Source organism: Mesorhizobium sp. J428, from assembly GCF_024699925.1.
Lineage (GTDB): Bacteria > Pseudomonadota > Alphaproteobacteria > Rhizobiales > Rhizobiaceae > Mesorhizobium_A.
The window spans coordinates 4,396,489-4,421,156 of sequence record NZ_JAJOMX010000001.1; the positions used below are offsets into that span (position 1 = coordinate 4,396,489).

Below are 24,668 nucleotides of genomic sequence, written 5' to 3' on the forward strand. Positions count from 1 at the left end.
TTCGATCATTCTGGCCATTGCCTGGGCCCCCCCAGACGCCCTTGTCGGATTCCATCGCGCTGTCCGGAGTCCGCCGCTACGGCGTCAACTATGCGTCGATGCGGGTCTGGGGGTCGATCTCTTTCCTGATCGTCAACATTGTCGGCGGTTACATCCTCGCGGCGGCGGGGGCTGGCGTCGTCCCGTTGCTGATGCTGGCCGGGTTCGTCGCGATAGTCGCCGCCACGTTTATCGTCCCGCGCCTCGGCAAGCCGCGTCTCGCTGCCCCGACCCCGGCGCAGACCATCCCGCAAGCCTCCTTCGCGCTGCGCCAACCCTATTTCGTCCTGATCATCGCCGCTTGGGCCTTGGCGCAGTCGAGCCATGCCTTCGCATATGCCTTTTCATCGATCTATTGGAAGACGCTCGGCATCGATGACGGCACGATCGGGCTCTTCTGGGCATTTTCGGTTCTGGCCGAGGTGGTCATGTTCTTCCTGTGCGACCGGCTTTTTCCGCGTGCGCGCCCCGGCGTACTGCTCGCAGTCGGAACCGGGCTCGGTGTTCTACGCTGGATACTCTTTCCTCTTATCTGGCCGGCGGGCCTGGGCGTCGCCGGCTTCTACGCGGTCCAGGGCATGCACGCCTTCTCGTTCTCGCTCGCCTTCCTCGGTGGACAGAAGATGTTTTCCGAGACTGTTCCGGAGGAGCGCATGGGGGCTGCGCAGGGTGTTGCGTTTTTCCTGATCATGGGCACGCTGGCGCTATTCACTCTGGCGAGCGGCCCGCTCTACGAGGCGTTCGGCGTCGACGGTTTCTATGCGATGGCGCTGGTCTCGGGCATTGGCGCGAGCCTTGCCCTTTGGGCGCTTGCTTATCCCCAGAGCGCCCGTTCAGGCGGGTAGACCAGCGAACCATCATAGCGGAGGCCGGGCTCGCGGTCGCGGGCGAGAAGCAGCGGGCCGTCGAGGTCGACGAACTGCGCGCCCTGCGCGAGCAGGACTGCCGGCGCCATGGCCAGCGACGTGCCGACCATGCAGCCGACCATGATCTGGAAGCCGAGCTTCTGCGCCTCAGCCTTGAGCAGGATCGCTTCGGAAAGGCCGCCAGTCTTGTCGAGTTTGATGTTGATCGCGTCGTAGCGGCTGCGCAACCGGGCGAGGTCCTCGCGGGTGTGCAGGCTCTCGTCGGCGCAAACGGGCATGGGCCGTGCGATATCTGCCAGCATCCCGTCATTGCCGGCGGGCAATGGTTGCTCGATCAGCGAGACGCCGCATTCCGCCGCGATAGACATATGGCGGACAAGATTATCTTCACTCCAGCCCTCATTTGCGTCGAGGATAATTCGGCTCTCGGGCGCGCCGGCCCTCACAGCGCGGATACGCGCCTCGTCGTCGGCGCTGCCGACCTTGACCTTCAGCACGGGCCGCGCTGCCTGCGCCCTGGCCTGCGCGCCCATCTCTTCGGCGTCGCCGAGGGAGAGCGTGTAGGCGGTGGTGAGCGGGGAGGGCGCGTTATCGCCTATTATCGTCCAAGCAGGCACCTGGGTCGCTTTCGCCTCAAGATCCCAGAGTGCGCAGTCGACGGCGTTGCGGGCCGCGCCTGCTGGCAGCAGCTTCGCGAGTTCATCCTTGGATATGCCCGCCTCGATCGCCTCGCGGGCTGATTCGATCTGTAGGATCACGCTATCGATCGTCTCGCCATAGCGCCCGTACGGCACGCATTCTCCGCGCCCGATTTGGTCGCCCTCGCGGATCGCGCAGGTGACCACGAGCGCCTCGGTCTTCGACCCGCGTGAAATCGTGAAGCTGCCGGCGATCGGGAAGGATTCGGCTGTGATCGAAAGGACACGTGACATCGATGCTCCGTCGCCACAGGCGGCGGTCCAAGTGACAGGCCGGCTCAGCCGGGATAAGACGGCATGCATGTTGACCAAAGCTTCCCCGGACGCAAGCGGGGCGCGTTCGAACGCTCCCCGCGTCGATGCGCAGGTCGACGGCGCGCGTCTGGCCTGCAGCCTGTCCGGCGCATGGAACACCCAGACCGTAGCCGGGGTAGACGCCGAAATGCGGGCGCTCGAGACGTCACCGGGCGTGCGGGAAGCCGTGATCGATCTCTCTGCCATATCGGTGATGGACACGGCCGGCGCCTGGTTGGTGAAGCGGCTGTCGACCAGGCTGGAGGCGCAGGGCACCCGCGTCGAGGTGCAGGGCGCCTCTTCTTCGTCGGGCCAACTTCTGGTGGCCGTGAATGACGCCGCGCATCAGGAGATTCCCAAGCCCGTGGCCGGTCGCCCGACAGGCGTCATCGGCCTCCTCGATTCGCTCGGCCGGAACGTCTTCACCTTCCGTGACGATTTCCTGATGAGCATGCACATCCTCGGGGCGACGATCCGCGGCGCGCAGATGAAGCTCGGGCGTGGCCATGCGGTGAATCCGGCCGCGATCGTCAGTCAGATGGATAAGATGGGCATTGGCGCGATCCCGGTCGTGCTTTTGATGTCCTCCATTATCGGCGCGATCATCGCCCAGCAGGGCGCCTTCCAGCTGCGCTATTTCGGCGCCGAGATCTTCGTGGTCGACCTGGTCGGCATCCTTGTCCTGCGCGAGATTGGCGTGCTGCTGACTGCGATCATGATCGCCGGCCGCTCCGGCAGCGCTATTACCGCCGAGATCGGCTCGATGAAGATGCGCGAGGAGATCGACGCGCTGACCGTCATCGGCCTCAATCCGGTCGGCGTGCTGGTTTTTCCGCGGCTGGTGGCGCTGGTGGTGGTCCTGCCCTGCCTCACGATCGCAGCGAATTTCGCCGCCATCATCGGCGCGATCGTCGTCAGCCAGGTCTATTCCGGCATCTCGCCCACCACTTTCATCGACCGTATGCGCGACGCGATCGATCTGTCGACGGTCTTCGCCGGCCTGATCAAGGCGCCGTTCATGGCGCTCATCATCGGCATTATCGCCTCGGTCGAGGGCCTGAAGGTCGGCGGTAGCGCCGAATCGCTCGGCACCCACGTCACCTCTTCGGTGGTGAAGTCGATCTTCGTCGTCATCGTCGTCGATGGACTGTTTGCGATGTTCTACGCAGCGATCGACTTCTGATGCGAACCAACGGCGCAGCACATTCGAACGGGCCAGAACGGGAAGGTGAGCCGGAGGTCGTCATCTCCGCCGAGGACGTCACCGTCGCTTTCGGCGACAAGGTGGTGCTCGACAAGCTCTCGCTGGATGTTCGACGCGGCGAGATCCTCGGATTCGTCGGCGCTTCGGGCGCGGGCAAGTCGGTCTTGCTGCGCACGATCCTCGGCCTGACGCGCAAGCGCTCCGGCAAGATACGGATCTTCGGCATCGACCTCGACACGGTAAGCGAGCGTGACCGGGTCGCGATCGACATGCGGCTGGGCGTCCTGTTCCAGCACGGCGCGCTGTTCTCGTCGCTGACGGTGATGGAGAACGTCCAGGTGCCGATGCGCGAATATCTCGATCTACCGCGGAAGCTGATGGACGAGCTCGCGCGCCTCAAGATCGAGCTCGTCGGCCTGCCACCGGACGCGGCAACGAAATTCCCGTCCGAACTCTCCGGGGGCATGATCAAGCGCGCGGCCCTTGCGCGCGCTCTGGCACTCGATCCGGACATCGTCTTCCTCGACGAGCCGACCTCCGGCCTCGACCCGATCGGCGCGGCCGCCTTTGACGAGTTGGTCCAGAAGTTGCGCGACACGATGGGGCTGACAGTCTACATGGTCACCCACGACCTCGACAGCCTGTTCTCCGTCTGCGACCGCATCGCCGTCCTTGGCGAGAAGAAGGTGATGGTCCAGGGCACGGTCGAGGACATGCTCGCCAGCGAGAACGCTTGGGTAAAGTCATATTTTCGCGGCAAACGCGCACGACAGCTTGATCTGACGACGCGGCAGGAACACGGAGCCTGACGGCATGGAGACCAAGGCCAATTACGTCGCGGTCGGCATATTCACGCTGGTGATGCTGCTGGCCGCCTTCGGCTTCGTCTACTGGACGGCCGGAACGGGCGGCGGCGATTTCGCCACGCTTCGCGTCAAGATCCCGGGCTCCGCCTCGGGTCTGGGCCGGGGCAGCGCCGTGCTGTTCAACGGCGTCAAGGTCGGCGATGTCACCCGCATCTTCATCGACGTCAACGATCCGACGGTCGCGCTGGCCGACACTAAGATCGATCGCCTGACCCCGATCACCAAATCGACGATCGCCGATGTCGGGCTCGCCGGCCTGACCGGCCAGGCCTCGATCGAGCTCAAGGGCGGTGTGGTCGGAGAGGAAAACCTCCTCGCGGTCGCCGAGGCGAACGGTACCGTCGCCGAGATCACGGCCAATCCCTCCGCGCTCGGCAATATCCTGCAGCTCGCGCAGAACTTCCTCACCCGCGCCGACGGCGTTCTGAGCGGGGTCGAGGACTTCGTTAACGACGTGAAGACGCCATTGGTCGCCACAGTCGAGAATGCGCAGAAATTCTCCGAGGCGCTTGGTCGCAACTCCGACAACATCGACCAGTTCCTGGCAAGCGTCGGCGATCTCTCCAAGACGCTCAGCGGTGTGTCCGGCCGGCTCGACAGCACGCTTGCCGCCGCCGAAGACCTGCTCAAGGCAGTTGACCGGGAGAAGGTCACGACGATCGTCAACAATGTCGAGACCTTCACCAACGACCTCAAGGGCGCGTCCGACAATCTCGAGACGGTGATGTCCGGCGTTGACAAGGCCGTGACGTCGATCACGACCCTGTCGCAGAACGCGACCGGCACGCTTTCCAAGGTCGACGAGATTGTCGCGAGCGTCGATCCTGCGACCGTCCGCTCCGCCATCGACGGCATCAAGCAGACCACCGAGACCGCGAGAAAGGCGGCGGACGACATCTCGAAGGTGACGACGAAGTTCGGCAACCGCTCCGAGGAGATCGACAAGATGATCAGCGACGCGAGCCAGCTTGCCGAACGGCTCAACGCCGCCTCGGTGCGTGTCGACGGGATTCTGGTGAAGGTCGACACGCTGCTCGGTTCCGACAATGCCGACGGCCTGATGGTGCAGGCGCGCGAGACGCTGTTGTCGTTCCGCCAGGTCGCAGACACGCTCAACGCCCGTATGGGAACGATCACTGACGGGCTTGCCCGCTTCAGTGGCCAGGGTCTGCGAGACGTCGAAGCTCTCGTGCGCGACAGCCGCCGCTCGGTGAACCGGATCGAGGAAGTGATCAGCGATCTCGGCCGCAATCCGCAGCGTATCATCGCGGGGGGAGAAGGCGAGGTACGCCAATACGACGGCCGTGTGCGGCGTTGACATTGGTCGTTCCGCGCCCCACACAGGTCGCGCTATTCAAGCATCCGACGCTTCCTGGGCAGGGGGCGTCCGCCGGAGACGTGGGTTTGAAGTCTGGACGGTTGCTCATCGCTGCGGCGCTCATCAGCTCTGCCTTGTCGGGCTGCGCCGTGCTCGGCGGCGGCACGCCTGCGCTCGACACCTATGAGCTGTCGGCCGCGCAGACCTCCGAATCCGGTCCACGCCGCTCCCGCGCGCAGATCCTGATCGCCGAGCCGTCGGCGCTGAAGTCGCTCGACGGTCAGAACATCGTCATCAAGCCGAGCCCCGGCGAGATCCAGTATCTGAAGGGGGCGCAGTGGGCTGATCGCCTGCCGAAGGTCGTGCAGGCGAAGCTCGCCGAGGCGTTTCAGTCGACAGGCCGCGTCGGCGGCGTCGGCAAGCCTGGTGAAGGACTTGCCATCGACTACCAGGTCATCACCGAGATCCGTGCGTTCGAAATCAGGCTCGGCGGCAGCGATCAGGCCTATGTCGAGCTGTTTGTGCGCATCCTCAACGATCGCAACGGCACGGTGCGAGCCTCCCGCACCTTCACCGCGCAGTCCTCCGTCAGCGGTGCGGGCAATCCGGCCTACGCGGCCGCGCTGGACAGGGCCTTCCACGCCGCCACCGACGAGATCGTCGACTGGTCGCTGGGAAGGATCTAGCGTGCTCCGCATTCACCGCGTCAAGGTCGACTCGATCTACATTCCCACCGAGCGCCGCAAGACCTTGCATCCCGAGACGGCTCGCGCCTTGGCGGAAGACATTCTCGAAAACGGGATGAAGATGCCGATCCAGGTCCGGTTCGACGGCAAGCGCTATATCCTGATCGAGGGGCTACACCGTCTGGAAGCTGCCAAGTTTCTCGGCGAGACCGAGATCGACGCCTATCTGGTCCAGGCACGAAAACATTGACGATCTAGAACGCGGGCTTCGTCAGCCCTTGCGACGGCGGCAGCGCCAGTTCCAGTCCCGCTCCGGTCCAACGTCCACATGCACCGAGTTGGTGTGGCAGTAGGTGCCGACGCCGCCGCGTCCCGGCATTGTCCGGACATAGGTGGCGAGATCCCATTTGCTGACGCCGTCGAGCTGGATGTCGGCGGCTGCGCAATACATGTGCATTGAGCGGCGGGCGCCGCGCACGCGCTTGTTGTATTCCGGGCTGCGATAGCCCGACGTGACCACGACGCGCTTGCCGAACCGTTGCTCGATCTGCTTCAGCATCCGCACCAGCGAGGGCTTCAGGCAGGCCACGTCGACGCTTTCGCGTTGCTTCAGCAGGCCGTTGGGAGCGAGACGCGCCATGCCCGCCGCGGACGCATATTGAACCGGGCTCTCCTCATCCTCGTGGATGTCTACGTCGCTGTCGTCGTCCAGGCTGTCGCGGCGCTTGATCTCGAACAGGGACGACTGGCGCACGCCGGGCAGCGAATCCATCCGCTCGACACCGAGCGAGGCCTTCGATGCGGACTTTTCCTCCGGATCGACCGAGGCGAGTTGGATCACGGGCTTGGGCTTTTGCGGCGCCGGCGCCGACATCACCGGGGCCTCCTGAGGTGTCTGCGAAAAGAACCCCGCAAGGAAGCCCTTCTTCTTTGGCTCCTGTTGCGGCGCAAAGCTGTTCGCGGCCGCTGCAGGGGGCGGTTCAGCCTGCGCTGCCTGGGCCGGAGCAGGGCTTGCCACTGAGGCTTCCTGGGCGGCCGGCTGAGCCTGGCTTGCATCGACAGCCTGCTTCTCGGCCGGCTTGCTTGCAAGATCGATCAGCGGCTTGGTTGGCTCTTCTGTCGCTTTGGTCGGCTGCTCGGCAGATGCTTCCTGATTGGCGGCGGCGGCCGCCGCGTCGGCCGGTTTGGATGCCGGCACGAAATTAGCGGCGTCGATATCGGCGGCCTGTTCAACCGTCAGCGGGGTGATGCCGGGCTCGGCAGCGGTATCTGTGCTGTCGGCCGTTGTCGGCGAGGCATAGGCAGGATTGGTGACTTCGAGGCTTTCGAGGCCGCCGGCGGTGCAGCCGGCGAGTGAAAGAGCCAGAACGGCCGCGCCCGCGGCAAGCATCCGTCTCATCGCTGGGCGCGATACGTCAGCTGTCAAAACAGTCCCCTTGTCCGGTCGCGTCCCTTGCGGGTTCAACCTCGATCCGTCGCGCAAATCACCCGCTCGGCGTGGCCGAAAAGACGCGATGGCGCATTAAAATGCAAGCCCACCTTGCTCCGGGGCTAGGGTGCAATTGGGGCGACAACGTGATCGTGGCCCTTGGTCTTGGCCATGGTCCACACCCGTCAGGCCTTTGCCCTCACATATTCTCCGGGCGCGTCGCCGAGCGGTTCGAGCTTCGTCGCGGCCCCTCGCGCCGCAACGCGCTGGTTGTCCAGCCGCTCGACCCATCGCTGCCAGTGCGGCCACCAGGAGCCGGGGTTCTCCTTGGCCTTGGCCACCCAGGCATCGAAGTCTCCGACGGGCTTTCCGTCGGTCCAGTGCTGGTACTTGTTGGCCAGCGGAGGGTTCACGACGCCCGCGATATGGCCGGAGCCGGCCATGACATATTCGACCTCGCCGCCGAAATAGGCGCAGCCCGTAAACACCGAGCGCGCCGGGGCGATATGGTCCTCCTTGGCGGCGAGGTTGTAGATTGGGATCTTTATGTCGGAGAGTGACAATTTGTGACCGCCGAGATTCATGCGGCCTGTCGCGAGTGCGTTCTCCAGATAGCAGTTGCGCAAGTAGTAGGAGTGGTTGGCGGCGCTCATCCGGGTCGAATCCGCGTTCCAGTAGAGTAGGTCGAATGGCATCGGCTCCTTGCCGCGCATGTAGTTGTTGACGACATAGGGCCAGATCAGGTCGCCCGAGCGCAGCATGTTGAAGGCCGTCGCCATCCGGTTGCCTTCGAGATAGCCCTTCTCGCCCATGGCTTTCTCCAGGGTCGAGATCTGCTCCTCGTCGACGAAGACCTTGAGGTCGCCGGCATAGGTGAAGTCGACCTGGGTCGTGAACAACGTCGCGGACCGGATGCGGGTGTCGCCTTTCTTCGCCATCAGGGCGAGTGCGGCCGCGAGCAGCGTGCCGCCGACGCAGTAGCCGATCGCGTTGACGGAGGTTTCGCCCGTTTCTTTCGCGACCGTGTCGAGGCCGAACTCCAGGCCGTCGCGGATATAATCCTCCCACGACATGCGCGCATGCCGCTCGTCCGGGTTGACCCAGGAGATGACGAACACCGTATGGCCCTGCGACACCGCCCAGCGGATGAATGACTTCTCCGGATTGAGGTCGAGGATGTAGAACTTGTTGATCCAGGGCGGGCAGATGAGCAGCGGCCGTTTCAGCACCGTGTCGGTCGCAGGCTCGTATTGGACGATCTCGGCAACGGCGCTGCGCGCCACCACCTTTCCCGGTGTCGTGGCGATATTGCGCCCGACCTCAAATGCCGAATAGTCGGCCTGCCTGAGCTTCAGATCGCCACCGCCGGCTGCGATGTCCTCCGCCAGCATCTTCATGCCGCGCACCAGGTTTTCTCCGTTCGAAGCAACAGTCTCGCGGAAGAGCTCGGGATTGGTGAGGATGAAATTCGATGGCGAGATCGCGTTGGTGATCTGCTTGACGTAGAACGTCGCCTTGTGGCGCGTGTGCGGGTCGAGCCCCTCGGCGTGGGTGACGAGATCCGACGCCCAGCGCGAGGTGACGATGTAGACCTGCTTGAGGAAGTCGAAGAAGGCGTTCTTGGCCCATTCGGGATCCTGGAAGCGCTTGTCGCCGCGGTCCGGCTGGACAGCGTCCTCCACCGGCTCCTCGCTCGACAGCTTGCGGATCGAATTCGCCCAGATGTTCATGTAGCCGGAGAACAACCGCGTCTGGGCTTCAAGCGCGCGCGATGGCTCCGACAGCCAGTATTCCGTGACCTTGGAAAAGGTCTTGACCAGGTCGGCCATCGGCTCGCCGACGGTGTCCTTGACCTCGCCCCGTTCGCGCGGCGCCGTCCACGCGGCTGCAGCTTGGCCAGCCGCCTCCACCATGCGCGCGAGGTTGAGGGCGAACTTATCCGGATCTTTCACGAGATACTGAGCGACATCGGGCTTATCCTGATTGGATTCGCCGCTGTGCTTTTTATCGGCCATATCTCGCTGCCTCCCAAGGCCTTTTATTGACACATTATCATGTCACGCGCATCAGCGTCCAACAGCGGACGCGATGCGACGACTTGTCATGCGTCTAGCGTGATGGCAGGTGGGGATTATGACGAGATCATTCGCCGCGAGAATTTTCTTTCTGTCGACCGCTATGAGCGCCGCTCTGGCGGCGTCGGCATGCCAGACGGCGAGCCTGGAGGATCTTGCCCCGCTTCCCGGCGTGCGCAACACTGGCACGACACCCAATCTCAACGTGGCTCCTAAGGCCGAGACAACCCAGTTCAGCGAGGCGGATAAGAACGCCAAGACCGCCGAGCTCAAGGCGGCGCTGAGCAATCAGGGCGTCAAGGGGCAGGGCGGCGGCGCCGATGCGTCCCCTGCACAGCTTCGCAAGGCGGCGCAGGCGCAGACCCAGACACTGAAGGAAATCGAGGGCGAATAGTCGGCCGCCGCTCTATTCCCCGCCCGGGCGAATGCGTGTATATCGCCGCGCAACCTTCTCCATACCGTCGGACACCGTCATGGAAGACTTCCACAAGACCCGCAGGCTCCCCCCTTATGTCTTCGAGCAGGTCAACCGGCTGAAGGCCTCCGCCCGTTCGCGCGGCGCCGACATCATCGACCTGGGCATGGGCAATCCGGACCTCCCGACGCCGAAGGCCATCGTCGACAAGCTGGTCGAGGTCGTGCGCGATCCGCGCACCCATCGCTACTCTTCCTCGCGCGGCATTCCGGGCCTGCGCCGCGCACAGGCCGCCTACTATGCCCGCCGCTTCGGCGTGAAGCTCAATCCTGAGACCCAGATCGTCGCCACCCTTGGTTCGAAGGAAGGCTTCGCCAATATGGCGCAGGCCATCACCGCCCCCGGCGATGTGGTGATCTGCCCGAACCCTACTTATCCGATCCATGCCTTCGGCTTCATCATGTCCGGCGGTGTGATCCGCTCGATCCAGGCCGAGCCCGACGACGGTTTTCTGCCGGCGCTCGAGCGCGCGATCCGCCATTCGATCCCGAAGCCGCTGGCCCTGATCCTCAATTACCCGTCGAATCCGACGGCCCATGTGGCTTCGCTCGATTTCTACAAGGATGTCGTCGCCTTCGCCCGCAAGCATGAGCTCATCATCCTGTCGGACCTCGCCTATTCCGAGATTTACTTCGACGGCAATCCGCCGCCATCGGTGCTGCAGGTGCCGGGCGCGATCGACGTGACTGTGGAGTTCACCTCGATGTCGAAGACCTTCTCCATGCCTGGCTGGCGCATGGGCTTCGCGGTCGGCAACGAGCGCCTCATCTCGGCGCTGACGCGGGTGAAATCCTATCTCGACTACGGCGCGTTCACCCCGATCCAGGTCGCCGCTACCGCCGCGCTCAACGGCGAGGGCAGCGACATCGCCGAGGTGCGCGAGATCTATCATCGCCGCCGCGACGTCATGGTCGATGCGTTCGGCAAGGCAGGGTGGAAGATCCCGGCGCCGGCTGCGACCATGTTTGCCTGGGCACCGATCCCGGAGCCGTTCCGGCACATGGGCTCGCTCGAATTCTCCAAGCTTCTCATCGAGAAGGCGGAAGTGGCTGTCGCCCCCGGCGTCGGCTTCGGCGAGCACGGCGACGACTACGTCCGCCTTGCTCTGGTGGAGAACGAGCACCGCATCCGCCAGGCCGCGCGCTCGATCAAGCGCTTCCTGGCGTCCAGCGGCGTGCCGGCCGACAACGTGATACCGCTCAGCGCCCGCCGCTGAGCCTATTTTCATCCGGATGACCTGAAGGGCGCGGAGACGATGGCCGAAGCTTTGCGTATTGGAATTGCCGGTCTCGGCACGGTCGGCGCATCCGTGGCGCGTGTCATTCAGGCGAAGGCCGCCGAGCTGACTCGCCAGTGCGGCCGCGATCTCGTCGTCACCGCCGTCTCCGCCCGCGATCGTTCGCGCGAACGCGGCGTCGACCTGTCGGGCGCCGCCTGGTTCGAGGATCCGGTCGCGCTGGCGAAATCGGCCGACATCGACGTCTTTGTCGAACTGATCGGCGGGGACGAAGGTCCCGCGCGCACGGCGGTCAAGACGGCGCTCGAATCGGGCCATCATGTCGTCACCGCCAACAAGGCGCTTCTGTCCAAACATGGTATCTCGCTGGCTGAGATCGCCGAGAAGAAGGGCGTGCTCCTCAACTACGAGGCGGCCGTCGCAGGCGGCATTCCCGTCATCAAGACGCTGCGCGAGGCGCTCGCCGGCAATTCGGTCAGCCGCGTCTTCGGCATCCTCAACGGCACCTGCAACTACATCCTGACGCGCATGGAGGCCGAAGGCATCTCCTTTGAGGAATGCTTGAAGGATGCGCAGCGTCTGGGCTACGCTGAGGCCGACCCGACCTTCGACATCGAAGGCAACGACACCGCGCACAAGCTGTCGATCCTGACCAGCCTCGCCTTCGGCACGCGGATTGCACCGAACGACATCTATCTTGAGGGCATCTCCAACATTACCCAGGCGGACATCCGCGCCGCGGCCGAACTCGGTTACCGCATCAAGCTGCTCGGCGTCGCCCAGAAGACCGACAGCGGCATCGAGCAGCGCGTGCATCCGACCATGGTGCCCACCGCCTCCGTCATCGCGCAGGTTCACGGCGTCACCAATGCGGTAGCGATCGAGACCGATATCCTCGGCGAACTGCTGCTTTCCGGCCCCGGCGCCGGCGGCAACGCCACCGCCTCGGCCGTGATCGGCGATATCGCGGACATCGCCAAGAGCCGGCCCGGTTTCCAGCACGGTCCGGTCTTCGGCCGTCCGGTGAAAGAACTGAAGCCTTACAAGAAGGCGCAGATGCGCAGCCATGCCGGCGGCTATTTCATCCGGCTTACCGTGCACGACCGCACCGGCGTCTTCGCCGGTATTGCGCGTCGCATGGCCGATAGCGAGATCTCGCTCGAATCGATCGTCCAGCAGTCGGCTGGCAGCGAAAAGCCCAGCGAAAAGACTGTGGTACTTGTCACGCACGAGACGACCGAAGCCGCCGTGCGCAAGGCTGTCGACGGGATCACGCGCGACGGCCTGCTGACCGACAAGCCGCAGGTCATCCGCATCGAGCGCGCCGGCTGACAAAAGCCGCGCGAATTCAATCGATTCTTCTCTGGAATGCCGCGACTTTCGGCATCCCCGGGTCTTGCCGTTGTCATGTGCGTTTGACAAAAGAAGCCGCCGGAAACGGCAGGCAACAATAATTCTCCAGCAGACTGCCCGAGGGAACATCGCTCATGTCCACAACCACGTCCGGCCTTGACCGCATCCTGACGCTCGAGCTCGTGCGTGTGTCGGAGCGCGCCGCCGTCGCCGCAGCAAGGCTCCGCGGCCGCGGCGACGAGAAGGCGGCAGACCAGGTCGCCGTCGACGCGATGCGTTCCGAGCTGAACCGGCTGGACATCAAGGGGACGGTCGTCATCGGCGAAGGCGAGCGCGACGAGGCGCCGATGCTCTATATTGGCGAAGAGGTCGGGACTGGAGATGGCCCGGTTGTCGACATCGCGCTGGATCCGCTGGAAGGCACCACGATCTGCGCCAAGAACCTGCCGAACTCGCTGGCTGTCATCGCTATTGCCGAGAAGGGCACGCTTCTTAACGCCCCCGACGTCTACATGGACAAGATCGCGATCGGCCCCGGCTACCCGGACGGCACGATCAATATCGACCTGTCGCCGGCTGAGAACATTGCCCGCGTCGCCCGCGCCAAGGGCGTGCCGGTGAGCGAAGTCACCGCCTGCATCCTCGACCGGCCGCGCCACCAGAAGCTGATCGACGAGGTCCGCGCAACGGGTGCCGCGATCCGGCTGATCGGCGACGGCGACGTGGCGGCGGTGATCCACACCACCGACCCGGAGGAGACCGGCATCGACATCTACATGGGGACCGGCGGCGCGCCCGAAGGCGTCCTGGCCGCGGCGGCGCTTCGCTGCACCGGCGGCCAGATGCAGGGCCGCCTGATCCTCGACACGCCCGAGAAGGTCGCTCGCGCTGCCAAGATGGGTGTCAGCGATCCCAAGCGCGTGTACAGCGTCTACGACATGGCGAGCGGCGACGTGCTGTTCGCGGCGACCGGCGTCACGGACGGCAACATGCTGGCTGGGGTGAAGTTTACCAAGAACTACATCGAGACGCAGACGATCGTCATGCGCTCCTCCTCGCGCACGGTTCGCGAGATCATCGCCCGGCATCAGGACCTCGACAAGTTCTGAGCTTTGCAGGGCAGGGAGGACGCATAATGTTCACGCACATAATGGTCGGATCGAACGATCTGGAGCGTTCGCGCCGGTTCTACGATGCCGTTTTCAAGGTTGCGGGCGGCGAGGCGGGAACGATCGATGCGAAAGGGCGGGTAGTCTATCCGAAGGACGGCTTTCGATTCATGGTGACGAAGCCGATCAACGGACAGTCCGCGACATTCGCCAACGGAGGCACGATCGGCCTGTTGATGGCCGATCCGGCAATGGTCGATGCCTGGCATGCGGCGGGGATCGCCAATGGCGGAACGACTGCGGAGGAACCGCCTGGCATTCGCCAGACCGGAGCCCGCAAAGCCTACATCGCTTATCTGCGCGATCCGGACGGCAACAAGCTCTGCGCCAGCTGCCGGGTGCCCGACTAGGCCGTTGTCCACGACCGGTCGGCGTCCTCCTGCGCCCGTGACTTGGAGCGCTCTCCGCGGTGCTCCCTTTCCGGCGCGCTTGACAGGGCGACTCGGATACGGACGTTAGCGTGGTGCCACAGTCCCCCCGCCTCTTCCTCGGTGTCCGCAACTCGGCCACGGGCATCGCCTGGGAGCATCGCCTATCCGAGCGCCAGGAGAACATCGCGCTCGCCATCGCCCAGGGCCACGGCATTTCCGATATCGTCGCGCGCGTGCTGGCCGGCCGCAATGTCGGACCCGACACGGCCGAGCGCTTCATGGATCCGACGATCCGTGACCTGATGCCGGATCCGTTGACCGTCACCGACATGGACAGGGCGGGCGAGCGCATCGCGCAGGCGATCCGTCGTCGCGAGCGTGTCGCAATCTTCGGCGATTACGACGTCGACGGCGCGTGTTCCGCGGCGCTGATGAAGCGCTATCTCGATCATTTCGGCATTCAGTCCGAGATCTACATTCCTGACCGGATCTTCGAGGGCTATGGGCCGAACCCGGAGGCGATGCGCGAGCTTGCCGCGCGCGGCGCCTCGCTCATCGTCACCGTCGACTGCGGCACCAACAGCGCTCCGTCGATCGAGGCCGCCAATGCGGCCGGTGCCGACGTGGTGGTGCTGGACCATCACCAAGTCGGCGGCCCCCTGCCGGCCGCCCGCGCGGTCGTCAATCCCAACCGCGAGGACGATCTCTCCGGCCTCGGCTATCTTTGTGCGGCGGGCGTCGTGTTCATGACGCTGGTGCAGGTATCGCGCGTCCTGAGGCAGGCAGGCGGTCCGCAGCCTCCCGATCTTCTCGCCATGCTCGACCTCGTCGCGCTCGCGACGGTTTGCGACGTAGTTCCGCTCGTCGGCCTCAACCGCGCCTTCGTGGTCAAGGGTCTGCTCGCTGCGCGGCGCATGACCAATCCCGGCATCGCCACGCTGGCGCGCGCCTCGCGTATTGGCGAGCCGCTCAATCCCTATCATTTCGGCTTCATGATCGGCCCGCGCATAAACGCCGGCGGCCGCATCGGCGACGCCGCCCTGGGCAGCCGGCTGCTGACCCTGGACGATCCGGTCGAGGCGGCGAAGATCGCCGAGACGCTGGATCGTCTGAACTCGGAGCGCCAGGCGATGGAACAGGTGATGCTGGCCGAGGCGAAGGCTGAGGCCGACGCCGAGTTGCTGGGCGGGCAGGGGCCTGCGGTGCTCGTGACCGCGAATGACGGCTGGCATCCCGGCATTGTCGGCTTGCTCGCCTCGCGGCTGAAGGACCATGCGCGGCGCCCGGCCTTCGCGATCTCGTTCAACTCCACCGGCATCGGCTCCGGCTCGGGCCGCTCGATCGTCGGTTTCGATCTCGGCCGCATGGTGCGGGAAGCTGTCGACCGCGGCCTCCTGATCAAGGGTGGCGGGCATGCGATGGCGGCCGGCATCACGGTCGAGCGCTCTCGGCTCGGCGAGTTGCGGGCCTTCTTCGAGGAGCATGCCGGCGAGACCGTGTTCGAGCTGCGCAATGCCGAGAGCCTCAAGATCGACGCAGCCGTCTCAGCCGATGGAGCCACTTTGTCGCTGGCGGAGGAACTGGAGCGCGCCGGCCCCTTCGGCCCTGGCCACCCTCAGCCGATGCTGGCCCTGCCGCGCCATCGCATCGTGAATGTGAGGGAGGTCGGCAATGGCGGCCATCTGCGCGTCGAACTGCGCTCGGAAGCAGGCGGGCGCATTCCGGCCATGGCCTTCCGCGCTGTCGAGAGCGATCTGGGCGCTTTTTTGATGTCCAGCCGCGACAGACCGGTGCACATCGCCGGCACATTGTCGATCAACTATTGGAACGGCAGCTCGGGCGCGCAGTTGCGCATCGTGGACGCTGCGCTGGCCGAATAGGCGTCAGGCCAATACGCCCTGGAGACGCTCCAGTTCGCTGAGCTGCGCGCGGGTCGCATCGTAGCCAAGTCGTATCAACTCGTCGGCGCGATGGAACTCGGTCAAGCCGACATGACCGAGCTTCGGCTGCAGCGACAGGTCCGGCGGGTCGCCGGCAAGGCGCGCGCGCGAGATGCGGTCCTGGATGATGTTGAAGGCCTCGACCATGACGCCGGTGATGCCGAGGCGCGACTCGCGCCCGCCTGCGCCCGGAACAGGGGGCATGCCGGTTCGTCGATGGCGCTGTGCTTCACCACCGCCGCCCGGCCGAACAGGTCGTAGTGCAGGTTGACTGCGACCACGAGCGGCTGTTCGTAGGCACGGCACACCGATACGGGCACCGGATTGACCAGCGCGCCGTCAACCAGCAGCCGTTTGTTGCAGGACACCGGCTCGAATACGCCCGGCAGCGCATAGGACGCGCGCATGGCGGTGATAAGCGATCCGCTCGACAGCCAGATCTCGTGCCCGGTCCTGATTTCGGTGGCGACGCAGACAAAGGGCCGGTCGAGATCCTCGAAGGAGACGCCGCGCATATGCTCCTGCATCCGCGCCGTCAGCTTCATGCCGCCCAGAAGGCCGCTGCCCCCGATATGGAAATCAAGCAGGCCGAAGACGCGCCGCTTGGTCAGCCCGCGCGCGAACTCCTCCAGTTCGTCGAGTTTCCCGGCAAGATAGCACCCGCCGACCAGTGCGCCGATCGAGGTGCCTGCGATCATGTTGATACGGATGCCGGCCTCGTCGAGCGCCCTCAGGACGCCGATATGCGCCCAGCCGCGCGCCGCACCTCCGCCGAGCGCAAGGGCGATGCCTTGCTTCTTGAGCGGCCTGGTGAGTTCGTCCGGCAAGGGTGGATATTGATCCTGCCCGGTCGTCTTGCCGCGAAGAGATGCCCAGTCGAGCATCGACATTTCACACTCCCTCTCCCTTCACGCTTTATACGCGAGGGGATGTTTCGGAAGCGTGAATCGCTTCGCACAAGGCGCAGAAGCAGCGGCGCGCCCTGTGGCACGGGTCACTTCTTGTGCTTGTAGATGTGCTCCACGTCGAACAACGCTTCGCTTCCGTCCTGACTTAAATGGGCGGAAGAACCATTGGTTTCAACCACGCGATAGAAGCAGGAGCGCCTGCCCGTATGGCATGTCGCATCGTGCCCGGAGACCACGACCTTGAGCCAGATCGCGTCCTGGTCGCAGTCGGTGCGCACCTCTTTCACATGCTGGAAATTGCCCGAGGTCTCGCCCTTCTTCCACAGCGAACCGCGGGAGCGCGACCAGTAGTGCGCGATGCCCGTCGCAAGCGTCAGCGCCAGCGCCTCGGCGTTCATGTGCGCCACCATCAGCAGCGCCCCGTCACCGGCATCGGTGACCACGACAGTCACCAGGCCGTTCGCATCGAAACGGGGTGTGAAGGCGGAACCTTCCTCAAGCTCGACCTTGTCGGCAGGGGGGGAGGCGAAGGTGAGGGCGGGTGTCGTCATGGCCGGTCCTATCGCACGGGGCCGGCCGGATTGTCAGCCCCTCGGTTTCATCTTGCGCCGGCCGCGCCGCGCACCATGGTAACGAAGCGCACTTGCTCCTCCGGGCTGTCCTTGAACGAGCCGGTGAAAGTGGAGGTCATGGTGGTCGAGCCCTGCTTGCGGATCCCGCGCATGGCCATGCACATGTGCTCGGCCTCGATGATGACAGCCACGCCGCGCGGGTTGAGCACGTCCTGGATGACGCTCGCGATCTGTGCCGTCATCGCCTCCTGGGTCTGGAGCCGATGGGCGAAGATGTCGACTACGCGCGCGATTTTCGACAGGCCGACCACCTTGCCGTCCGGCAGGTAGCCGACATGGGCGCGGCCGACGATCGGCACCATGTGATGCTCGCAATGCGAATGGAACTGAATGTCGCGGACGATGACGAGGTCGTCGTAGCCGGCAACTTCCTCGAAGGTGCGGCCGAGCTCTTCCGCGGGCGAGAGGTCATAGCCGTTGAACATCTCGCGATAGGCCTTCATCACGCGGTGCGGCGTGTCGACCAGACCTTCGCGATCGGGATTGTCGCCCGTCCAGCGCAGCAGCACGCGCACGGCGGCCTCGACCTCCGCCTCGGTCGGTCGATCCGAGGGGCGGCTGTCATTGCCGGCGTCGGGCAGGAATTTTTTGATCGCGGCGTCCATCGGAGGCGTCTCCCGTAGTTTCCCTCTCATATGGGGAAACGAGTTGAACGGGTCACTGTCTTTTTCCGGCCTCCGGAACGATCCCGGCCGAAATCGGCGTTTCCCTGCGTTCGGCGATGGCATGCCCAAAGGGTGAGCTTGCCGTCGCCGAACCACAGCCACTATATATGGTCAGCCGCCGTAAGGAAAAGACGGCGTCGGGAGACGCTCCGTTTCGAAATGCGGTGCCGGACCGGAAAACGATGATCGACGACGTCTATAACGCGAAAATTCTCGGTTTTGCCGGCAATATCAGCCGGCTGGGTCGGCTGAGCGACGCTGACGCCACCGCCAAGGCCCATTCCAAGCTCTGCGGTTCGACGGTGGTCGTCGATCTCAAGATGCAGGACGGCGTGGTGACGGATTTCGCGCACGACGTGAAGGCATGCGCGCTGGGTCAGGCGTCCTCGGCGATCATGGCCGAACACGTGGTCGGCGCGACCGCGCAGGAACTGCGCGAGGTGCGCGAGACCATGCAGAAGATGCTGAAGGAGAATGGCCCGCCGCCCGAGGGCCGATTCACGGATCTGAAATATCTGGAGCCCGTGCGCGACTACAAGGCACGCCACGCCTCGACTATGCTGACCTTCGACGCAGTGGTGGACGCGATCGGCCAGATCGAGGCAAAGCGGGCCGCGGAAGCGGCCTGATTAAAGGGTCCCCAGATCAAGCGTTGCGAGAAGCCATTCCGCGAACCAGTGGGCTGAAGGGCTGAGTCGGTCGAAATCGGGCGCGACCAGGAAATAAGCGCCGCAGGCGACGTCGAGGTCGACGGGCCGCACCAGCGTGCCGTCGTCCAGGTCGGCGGCGTCCAGCACCATGTCCCCGAGCGCGACGCCGTGCCCGAGGCGCGCTGCCTGCATAACCACGGCCCCGTCCGGAAACAGTGGTCCGCGCTGATGCGCCAGCTCCGGCAGGCCGGCCGCCGTGAACCATCTCGCCCACGCGTCCCTGCTTGTCTCGTGCAGCAGTGTGAACCGGCCGAGATCGGCCGGAGAATTCAGCGGCGTGGATGCGGCGAGGGCGGGGATCATCACGGGGCTCATCGTCACGTCGAAGAGATGGCGTGACTGGGTCTTCGGCCAGGACGTCGTGACGGAGCTGTGGCGAATCGCGATCTCGACCTCGCCGCTGCGGAATTCCGCCAGACCCGTGCTGGCGTCGACCACGACGTCGATGTCCGGGTGTAGAGTCCTGAACGCGTTCAGCCGTGGTACGAGAAGGGCGGCGGCGAAGGTGGGCTCGACGCTGATACGCAGCAGCGTCTCGGGCGGGCTGCCGATCACCTCAGCCATGCGGCGCTCGATGTCGTCAAAACTGGCAGTGAGCTGCCCGAGCAGCAGGCGGCCCGCCTCCGTCAGTTCGACGCGCCGATGCAGCCGTTCGAACAGCGGGCGCCCGACCGACTGCTCCAGTTCCCGCACCTGCCGGCTGATGGCGGCCTGCGAGACGAAGAGCTCCTCTGCGGCCCGGCTGAAGCTGAGCAGACGCCCGGCCGCCTCGAAGCTCCGCAAGGCCGTTAGCGGCAGTCGCCCGCGTCCCATCGCATAACCTCAGATTATCCGAAGGCAAAAATATACTCGTTTGAGTGGTCTGACGAGAGGGCGTCTACTCACCGGCAAGGAGAGATGCCGAGGAGGCAACGCCATGTGGGAGTTCATGACCATTCTCGGCGATGCGCTACGCATCGCGACGTTCCAGCCTAGGGAACCCGTCCGGCACAGTCCGCACTGGCGGCCGGCCGAGCCCGACCGGTCGCCGTTTGCGCGGAACGAGCGTTCCGCGCTTCCGCAGCGCGGCCGTTGACGCTCAGGCCAGGAGATCCTTCACTATTGGAATGACCTTCTATCCGTAGAGCTCGATCGACCTCATCATGTGCTCGTGCGGCAGGGTGCCCCGACGAATATTTCATGTCGAAGCGGCTGGCGCCGAGCGCCTTGACCGTGCTGGCAATCTTCTTCGCCACCGTCTCCGGCGAGCCGACATAGAGCGAGCCCATGTCAGCCTCGGCGTTGAAGCGGGCGATCGAGGTCGGCCCCCAGCCGCGTTCTGTGCCGATCCTGTCGTGGATCGCCTTATAGCCCGGCCAGAGCTGCGTCCGCGCCTCTTCGTCCGTGTCCGCGACATGGCCCGGCGAGTGCACGCCGATCGGCAGAGCGGGCTTCTGAAGCTGTTCCGAGGCACGATGATAGAGATCGACGAACTGGCGGAAACGGCGCGGCTCGCCGCCGATGATGGCGAGCATCAGCGGCAGTTCGTACTGCACCGCACGCACGACGGATTCTGGGCTTCCGCCGACGCCGATCCATGTCTTGAGCTTGCCGTTCTCGACCGGCGGATAGATGAGTTGGCCGCGCAGTTCGGGTCTGACCGAGCCTTTCCAGTTCACGGGCTCCTGCTTGAGGATTTCGGCGAAAAGGTCGAGCTTTTCAGAGAACAACCGCTCGTAATCGCTAAGCGGGAAGCCGAACAACGGGAAGGATTCCGTGAACGACCCGCGCCCGAGGATCACTTCGGCGCGCCCGTTCGAGATCGCGTCGATGGTCGAGAAGCGCTGGAAGACGCGGATCGGGTCGTCGGAGCTCATGCCGTCACCGCCGAGCCGAGATGGATGCGGCTGGTGCGCGCGGCAATCGCCGACAGGACCACTTCGGGCGCAGAGACGGCGAAGTCGTCGCGGTGATGCTCGCCCACGCCGATGAAGTCGATGCCGACCTGGTCGGCCAGAACGCCTTCGTCGACCACGTCGCGCAACACCTGCGCCTGTGATTTCAGCTTGCCCTCGAGGTCGACGGTGACGTCACCGAATGTGTCAAGGCCGAGTTCGATCTGTTCAGACATGGCTTTTTCCGAAATTCGATTGGAGGAAATGTCGACGGACACATAAGTAGAGGTTCGGGACGAAGCACGCGGGCGCTAGTGAACAGACTGTCCGCGAAACGAAAAGAGGGCACGCCGAGGTGACCGGCCACGATCACGTCCATGCGCCGCGCGGACGCAACTATGCAGGCCCTTGGCGCAGGACGCCGGGTCGGCTCTTCGGCACGTCGGTGGTGCGGCTCTATCAGCTCACCTTGTCCGGCTTCTTGGGCAATACCTGCCGCCATCTGCCGACCTGTTCGGAATATACCTACGAGGCGATCGCGCGGCACGGGCTGTGGTCCGGCGGCTGGATGGGGTTATTCCGCGTGATGCGCTGCGGCCCGGGCGGCACACACGGCATCGACAATGTTCCCGAGCGATTGGACGAGCGTTATGCTTGGTACGCCCTGGCGATATTGGAAGATTGGGAGGAAAGTGACGTCTCGCTGAGATCGAGTATTCTCGCGTCCGGGCCTTGTGCCGGCTTTCTCCACCGGCGCGGACACATTTTTTGACCCGACGTTTCCGGGCCGTTAAGAGATCGTTGAGGTTAATTGCTCGTTTCCGGTTTGAGACAAATTCGAGACAATGCGGACTGTTAGGCAGCGCAGCCTAAACGCAGGAACACCGCAACATGTCTCGCAACTTTGCCTACCTCGTCTCGACGCTGCTGCTCTGTGTGGCGGCAATTCAGCCTTCCGCCCGCGCGGCCGACGACGTCCAGTGCACGATCATCGTCGATGCCAAAAGCGGCGAGACAGTCCATCGGGATGGCGTGTGCGATAGACGCTACAGTCCGGCGTCGACGTTCAAGGTTCCGCTCGCCGTGATGGGATACGATGCCGGGATCCTGGACGACCAAGACACGCCTGCATGGGACTATAAGGCCGAATACGATGCGCCGGAGCGCGACCGGAAAACCGTCGATCCGACCGTCTGGGAACGGGATTCGGTCCTGTGGTTCTCCCGCGAGATCACCCGCCGGCTCCGAGCGGAGAAGTTCGCCGCTTACGTCGCAAGTTTCGACTACGGCAACGCCGATGTGTCCGGCGACCGGGGCAAGAAGAACGGCCTGACGCGGTCCTGGGTCGACTCTTCCCTGAAGATCACGCCAGTCGAGCAGGTCGAATTCCTGCGCCGCCTGCTCGATCGCAAACTGCCTGTGTCCGCCAAGGCGCACGACATGACGGTGGCGATCCTCCCCGCCTTCGAGGCCGGCGGATGGGTGGTGAAGGGCAAGACCGGCAGCACAAGGGTCCGCGCAGAGGGTGAGGGCCGCGCGCTCGGATGGTTCGTCGGCTGGGCGGAACGCGACGGCCGCCGCGTCGTGTTTGCGCGGCTTGCCGTCAACGACAGAAAGGAGGGCCCCAAGGGACTCGCCACCCGCGCCGCGTTCCTGGCAGATCTCCCGGCGCTGCTGAAATAACGCCGGCGAAAGCGACGCCTTTACCTCGGCGGAAACTGCTCATAAAAGACGGCCCGCCGCCGGAATTGCCCGGCATCAAACCCACCCGCGCTCGTTGGCGGGACTGGATAAGGAAGAAGACATGTCTCGATCCGTTTCCCTTACATTCCCTGATGGCTCCGTCCGCGACTACCCCGCGGCGCTGACCGGTCTCGAACTTGCCGAGTCGATTTCCAAGTCGCTGGCCAAGAAGGCGGTCGCCTATGCGATCGACGGCACCGCGCGCGACCTGTCCGACCCGCTGGAGACTTCCGGCGCAGTCGAAATCCTGACGCGCGACCACCCGTTGGCGCTCGAGATGATCCGCCACGACACGGCGCATGTGCTCGCCGAGGCGGTTCAGGAGCTGTGGCCGGACACGCAGGTCACCATCGGCCCGGTGATCGAGAACGGATTCTATTACGACTTCGCCCGTGACACGCCGTTCACGCCCGAGGATTTCCCGGTCATCGAGAAGAAGATGCGGGAGATCGTCGGTCGCAACAAGCCGTTCACCAAGGAGGTCTGGCCGCGCGAGAAGGCACGCCAGGTGTTCGGCGAGAAGGGCGAAACCTACAAGGTGCAGCTCGTCGACGCGATCCCGGAAGGCCAGGACCTCAAGATCTATTACCAGGGCGACTGGTTCGACCTCTGCCGCGGTCCGCACATGGCGTCCACCGGGCAGATTGGCACGGCCTTTAAGCTGATGAAGGTCGCTGGCGCCTACTGGCGCGGCGATTCCAACAATCCGATGCTGACGCGGATCTACGGCACGGCCTGGGCGAACCAGGAGCAGCTTGACGCCTATGTCAACATGCTGGCGGAGGCCGAGAAGCGCGACCATCGCCGCCTCGGCCGCGAGATGGACCTGTTCCACTTCCAGGAGGAGGGGCCGGGCGTCGTGTTCTGGCACTCCAAAGGCTGGCGCATGTTCCAGAACCTCGTGTCTTACATGCGCCGCCGTCTGGCCCACGAGGGCTACGAGGAGGTCAACGCCCCGCAGGTGCTCGACAAGTCGCTGTGGGAGACGTCGGGCCACTGGGGTTGGTATCGCGACAACATGTTCAAGGTTACCGTCGCCGGCGATGAGACCGAGGACGAGCGCGTCTTCGCCTTGAAGCCGATGAACTGTCCCGGCCATGTCCAGATCTTCAAGCATGGCTTGAAGTCCTACCGCGATCTGCCGATCAAGCTTGCGGAATTCGGCAACGTGCATCGCTATGAGCCGTCGGGCGCGCTGCACGGGCTGATGCGCGTGCGCGGCTTCACGCAGGACGACGCACACATCTTCTGCACCGAGGACCAGCTTCGCGCCGAGTGCCTCAGGATCAACAACCTGATCCTGACCACCTACGCCGACTTCGGCTTCGACGAGGTCTCCGTGAAGCTGTCGACACGCCCCGAGAAGCGCGTCGGATCGGACGAGGCATGGGATCTCGCCGAGAAGATCATGTCCGACGTGCTGGAGGAGATCACGCTCCAGTCGAACGGCAGGATAAAAACCTCGATCAATCCGGGCGAGGGCGCCTTCTACGGGCCTAAGTTCGAATATGTGCTCAAGGACGCGATCGGACGCGAGTGGCAGTGTGGCACGACACAGGTCGACTTCAACCTGCCGGAACGCTTCGGCGCCTTCTACATCGGCTCGGATTCCGAGAAGAAGCAGCCGGTGATGGTCCACCGCGCCATCTGCGGCTCGATGGAGCGCTTCTTGGGCATTCTGATCGAGAATTATGCCGGTCACCTGCCGCTCTGGTTCGCGCCGGTGCAGGTCGTGGTCGCTACCATCACCTCGGAGGCCGATGGCTATGCGGCCGCCGTGCTGCAGCGCCTGCGCGACGAGGGCATCCATGCCGAGCTCGATCTGCGCAACGAGAAGATCAACTACAAGGTGCGTGAGCACAGCCTCGCCAAGGTTCCGGTTATGCTCGTCTGCGGCAAGCGCGAGGCGGAGGAGGGGACGGTGAACATCCGCCGCCTCGGCTCGCGCGACCAGGTGTCGATGAGCCTGGACGAGGCCGTCGCCGCGATCGTTGACGAGGCGACGCCGCCGGATCTGAAGCGCCGGAAGCTCCAGCGGCAGGCCGCTGCCTGATCGAAGAGGCCGGGGATTTCCCCGGCCTTTTTCACGCGCCTGTCATCGACCGCGGCTATGTGG

The 24,668-nt window shown here is 64.5% G+C and carries 21 protein-coding genes and 3 pseudogenes; 16 read left to right on the forward strand and 8 right to left on the reverse strand.

Annotation, left to right across the window (positions count from 1 at the left end; genetic code table 11):
- The first annotated feature begins 41 nt into the window (after nt 1–41).
- Nucleotides 42–884 carry an MFS transporter gene (locus LRS09_RS22060; RefSeq protein ID WP_257809043.1) on the forward strand — a complete coding sequence of 281 codons (843 nt, stop codon included), beginning with the start codon at nt 42–44 and terminating at the stop codon, nt 882–884.
- Here LRS09_RS22060 and dgcA read toward each other — a convergent pair.
- Nucleotides 854–1,837 carry an N-acetyl-D-Glu racemase DgcA gene (dgcA, locus tag LRS09_RS22065; protein WP_257809044.1) on the reverse strand — a complete coding sequence of 328 codons (984 nt, stop codon included), beginning with the start codon at nt 1,835–1,837 and terminating at the stop codon, nt 854–856. The genes LRS09_RS22060 and dgcA overlap by 31 nt on opposite strands.
- Before the next feature lie 67 nt (nt 1,838–1,904).
- Here dgcA and LRS09_RS22070 point away from each other — a divergent pair, with 67 nt between their 5' ends.
- From LRS09_RS22070 to LRS09_RS22090, 5 genes are all read left to right on the forward strand, one after another.
- On the forward strand, nt 1,905–3,080 hold the full coding sequence (locus tag LRS09_RS22070) for an MlaE family lipid ABC transporter permease subunit (RefSeq protein ID WP_257809045.1): 1,176 nt from the start codon (nt 1,905–1,907) through the stop codon (nt 3,078–3,080).
- Nucleotides 3,080–3,910, forward strand: coding sequence for an ABC transporter ATP-binding protein (locus LRS09_RS22075; protein WP_257809046.1), 831 nt, complete (start codon nt 3,080–3,082; stop codon nt 3,908–3,910). The genes LRS09_RS22070 and LRS09_RS22075 overlap by 1 nt, the downstream gene beginning before the upstream one ends.
- 4 nt (nt 3,911–3,914) lie before the next feature.
- Entirely contained in the window at nt 3,915–5,285 is a 1,371-nt protein-coding gene (locus LRS09_RS22080) for an MlaD family protein (RefSeq protein WP_257809047.1), read from the forward strand.
- 86 nt (nt 5,286–5,371) lie between these two features.
- Entirely contained in the window at nt 5,372–5,971 is a 600-nt protein-coding gene (locus LRS09_RS22085; RefSeq protein WP_257809048.1) for an ABC-type transport auxiliary lipoprotein family protein, read from the forward strand.
- Between the two features lies 1 nt (nt 5,972).
- Complete coding sequence (locus tag LRS09_RS22090; protein WP_257809049.1) at nt 5,973–6,221, forward strand: ParB N-terminal domain-containing protein; 249 nt, start codon at nt 5,973–5,975, stop codon at nt 6,219–6,221.
- 21 nt (nt 6,222–6,242) lie between these two features.
- Here the strand turns inward: LRS09_RS22090 and LRS09_RS22095 are convergent, their stop codons facing one another.
- A complete protein-coding gene (locus tag LRS09_RS22095; protein WP_257809050.1) occupies nt 6,243–7,361 on the reverse strand; it encodes a YcbK family protein in 1,119 nt (372 codons plus the stop codon).
- A gap of 224 nt (nt 7,362–7,585) precedes the next feature.
- Nucleotides 7,586–9,415, reverse strand: a complete 1,830-nt coding sequence (gene phaC / locus LRS09_RS22100) for a class I poly(R)-hydroxyalkanoic acid synthase (protein ID WP_257809052.1) — start codon at nt 9,413–9,415, stop codon at nt 7,586–7,588.
- A gap of 118 nt (nt 9,416–9,533) precedes the next feature.
- Between phaC and LRS09_RS22105 the strand changes: the two genes are divergently transcribed.
- From LRS09_RS22105 to recJ, 6 genes are all read left to right on the forward strand, one after another.
- Nucleotides 9,534–9,869 (forward strand): hypothetical protein, encoded by a 336-nt coding sequence (locus LRS09_RS22105; RefSeq protein WP_257809053.1) that lies wholly within the window; start codon nt 9,534–9,536, stop codon nt 9,867–9,869.
- Nucleotides 9,870–9,948: 79 nt separating this feature from the next.
- Nucleotides 9,949–11,166 (forward strand): LL-diaminopimelate aminotransferase, encoded by a 1,218-nt coding sequence (locus LRS09_RS22110; RefSeq protein WP_257809054.1) that lies wholly within the window; start codon nt 9,949–9,951, stop codon nt 11,164–11,166.
- Nucleotides 11,167–11,205: 39 nt separating this feature from the next.
- On the forward strand, nt 11,206–12,519 hold the full coding sequence (locus LRS09_RS22115) for a homoserine dehydrogenase (RefSeq protein ID WP_257809055.1): 1,314 nt from the start codon (nt 11,206–11,208) through the stop codon (nt 12,517–12,519).
- A 155-nt stretch (nt 12,520–12,674) separates the two neighbouring features.
- Nucleotides 12,675–13,649, forward strand: a complete 975-nt coding sequence (gene glpX, locus LRS09_RS22120) for a class II fructose-bisphosphatase (RefSeq protein ID WP_257809056.1) — start codon at nt 12,675–12,677, stop codon at nt 13,647–13,649.
- Between the two features lie 26 nt (nt 13,650–13,675).
- Nucleotides 13,676–14,059 carry a VOC family protein gene (locus tag LRS09_RS22125; protein ID WP_257809057.1) on the forward strand — a complete coding sequence of 128 codons (384 nt, stop codon included), beginning with the start codon at nt 13,676–13,678 and terminating at the stop codon, nt 14,057–14,059.
- Nucleotides 14,060–14,172: 113 nt separating this feature from the next.
- Entirely contained in the window at nt 14,173–15,960 is a 1,788-nt protein-coding gene (gene recJ, locus LRS09_RS22130) for a single-stranded-DNA-specific exonuclease RecJ (protein ID WP_257809058.1), read from the forward strand.
- 3 nt (nt 15,961–15,963) lie between these two features.
- Here the strand turns inward: recJ and LRS09_RS22135 are convergent.
- The 3 genes and pseudogenes from LRS09_RS22135 to folE form a co-directional block, all read right to left on the reverse strand.
- Nucleotides 15,964–16,904, reverse strand: a pseudogene (locus LRS09_RS22135) (patatin family protein).
- Nucleotides 16,905–17,014: 110 nt separating this feature from the next.
- The gene (gene hisI / locus LRS09_RS22140; protein WP_257809059.1) at nt 17,015–17,479 is read right to left on the reverse strand and encodes a phosphoribosyl-AMP cyclohydrolase; all 465 of its coding nucleotides are present in this window, start codon (nt 17,477–17,479) and stop codon (nt 17,015–17,017) included.
- 47 nt (nt 17,480–17,526) lie between these two features.
- Complete coding sequence (gene folE, locus LRS09_RS22145) at nt 17,527–18,165, reverse strand: GTP cyclohydrolase I FolE (protein ID WP_257809060.1); 639 nt, start codon at nt 18,163–18,165, stop codon at nt 17,527–17,529.
- A gap of 242 nt (nt 18,166–18,407) precedes the next feature.
- On the opposite strand from folE, the gene LRS09_RS22150 reads away from it, so the two are divergent.
- The gene (locus tag LRS09_RS22150; RefSeq protein WP_257809061.1) at nt 18,408–18,854 is read left to right on the forward strand and encodes an iron-sulfur cluster assembly scaffold protein; all 447 of its coding nucleotides are present in this window, start codon (nt 18,408–18,410) and stop codon (nt 18,852–18,854) included.
- Here LRS09_RS22150 and LRS09_RS22155 read toward each other — a convergent pair whose 3' ends face one another.
- Entirely contained in the window at nt 18,855–19,748 is an 894-nt protein-coding gene (locus tag LRS09_RS22155) for a LysR substrate-binding domain-containing protein (RefSeq protein WP_257809062.1), read from the reverse strand. It lies immediately after the preceding gene.
- Nucleotides 19,749–20,049: 301 nt separating this feature from the next.
- Nucleotides 20,050–21,045 (reverse strand): annotated as a pseudogene (locus tag LRS09_RS22160) (LLM class flavin-dependent oxidoreductase).
- Between the two features lie 119 nt (nt 21,046–21,164).
- Here LRS09_RS22160 and yidD point away from each other — a divergent pair.
- From yidD to thrS, 3 genes and pseudogenes are all read left to right on the forward strand, one after another.
- Nucleotides 21,165–21,516: pseudogene (gene yidD, locus LRS09_RS22165) on the forward strand (membrane protein insertion efficiency factor YidD).
- A gap of 184 nt (nt 21,517–21,700) precedes the next feature.
- The gene (blaOXA, locus tag LRS09_RS22170) at nt 21,701–22,492 is read left to right on the forward strand and encodes a class D beta-lactamase (RefSeq protein ID WP_257809063.1); all 792 of its coding nucleotides are present in this window, start codon (nt 21,701–21,703) and stop codon (nt 22,490–22,492) included.
- A 121-nt stretch (nt 22,493–22,613) separates the two neighbouring features.
- Nucleotides 22,614–24,605: a threonine--tRNA ligase gene (thrS, locus tag LRS09_RS22175; protein WP_257809064.1), complete on the forward strand. Its 1,992-nt coding sequence runs from the start codon at nt 22,614–22,616 to the stop codon at nt 24,603–24,605.
- Nucleotides 24,606–24,668: the final 63 nt, after the last annotated feature.

Coding starts and splice junctions, on each gene's coding strand:
- dgcA (WP_257809044.1), bottom strand. CDS start 1,837: ATGTCACGTGTCCTTTCGATCACAGCCGAATCCTTCCCGATCGCCGGC.
- LRS09_RS22070 (WP_257809045.1), top strand. CDS start 1,905: ATGTTGACCAAAGCTTCCCCGGACGCAAGCGGGGCGCGTTCGAACGCT.
- LRS09_RS22075 (WP_257809046.1), top strand. CDS start 3,080: ATGCGAACCAACGGCGCAGCACATTCGAACGGGCCAGAACGGGAAGGT.
- LRS09_RS22080 (WP_257809047.1), top strand. CDS start 3,915: ATGGAGACCAAGGCCAATTACGTCGCGGTCGGCATATTCACGCTGGTG.
- LRS09_RS22095 (WP_257809050.1), bottom strand. CDS start 7,361: ATGCTTGCCGCGGGCGCGGCCGTTCTGGCTCTTTCACTCGCCGGCTGC.
- phaC (WP_257809052.1), bottom strand. CDS start 9,415: ATGGCCGATAAAAAGCACAGCGGCGAATCCAATCAGGATAAGCCCGAT.
- LRS09_RS22105 (WP_257809053.1), top strand. CDS start 9,534: ATGACGAGATCATTCGCCGCGAGAATTTTCTTTCTGTCGACCGCTATG.
- LRS09_RS22110 (WP_257809054.1), top strand. CDS start 9,949: ATGGAAGACTTCCACAAGACCCGCAGGCTCCCCCCTTATGTCTTCGAG.
- LRS09_RS22115 (WP_257809055.1), top strand. CDS start 11,206: ATGGCCGAAGCTTTGCGTATTGGAATTGCCGGTCTCGGCACGGTCGGC.
- glpX (WP_257809056.1), top strand. CDS start 12,675: ATGTCCACAACCACGTCCGGCCTTGACCGCATCCTGACGCTCGAGCTC.
- LRS09_RS22125 (WP_257809057.1), top strand. CDS start 13,676: ATGTTCACGCACATAATGGTCGGATCGAACGATCTGGAGCGTTCGCGC.
- hisI (WP_257809059.1), bottom strand. CDS start 17,479: ATGACGACACCCGCCCTCACCTTCGCCTCCCCCCCTGCCGACAAGGTC.
- folE (WP_257809060.1), bottom strand. CDS start 18,165: ATGGACGCCGCGATCAAAAAATTCCTGCCCGACGCCGGCAATGACAGC.
- LRS09_RS22150 (WP_257809061.1), top strand. CDS start 18,408: ATGATCGACGACGTCTATAACGCGAAAATTCTCGGTTTTGCCGGCAAT.
- LRS09_RS22155 (WP_257809062.1), bottom strand. CDS start 19,748: ATGGGACGCGGGCGACTGCCGCTAACGGCCTTGCGGAGCTTCGAGGCG.
- blaOXA (WP_257809063.1), top strand. CDS start 21,701: ATGTCTCGCAACTTTGCCTACCTCGTCTCGACGCTGCTGCTCTGTGTG.
- thrS (WP_257809064.1), top strand. CDS start 22,614: ATGTCTCGATCCGTTTCCCTTACATTCCCTGATGGCTCCGTCCGCGAC.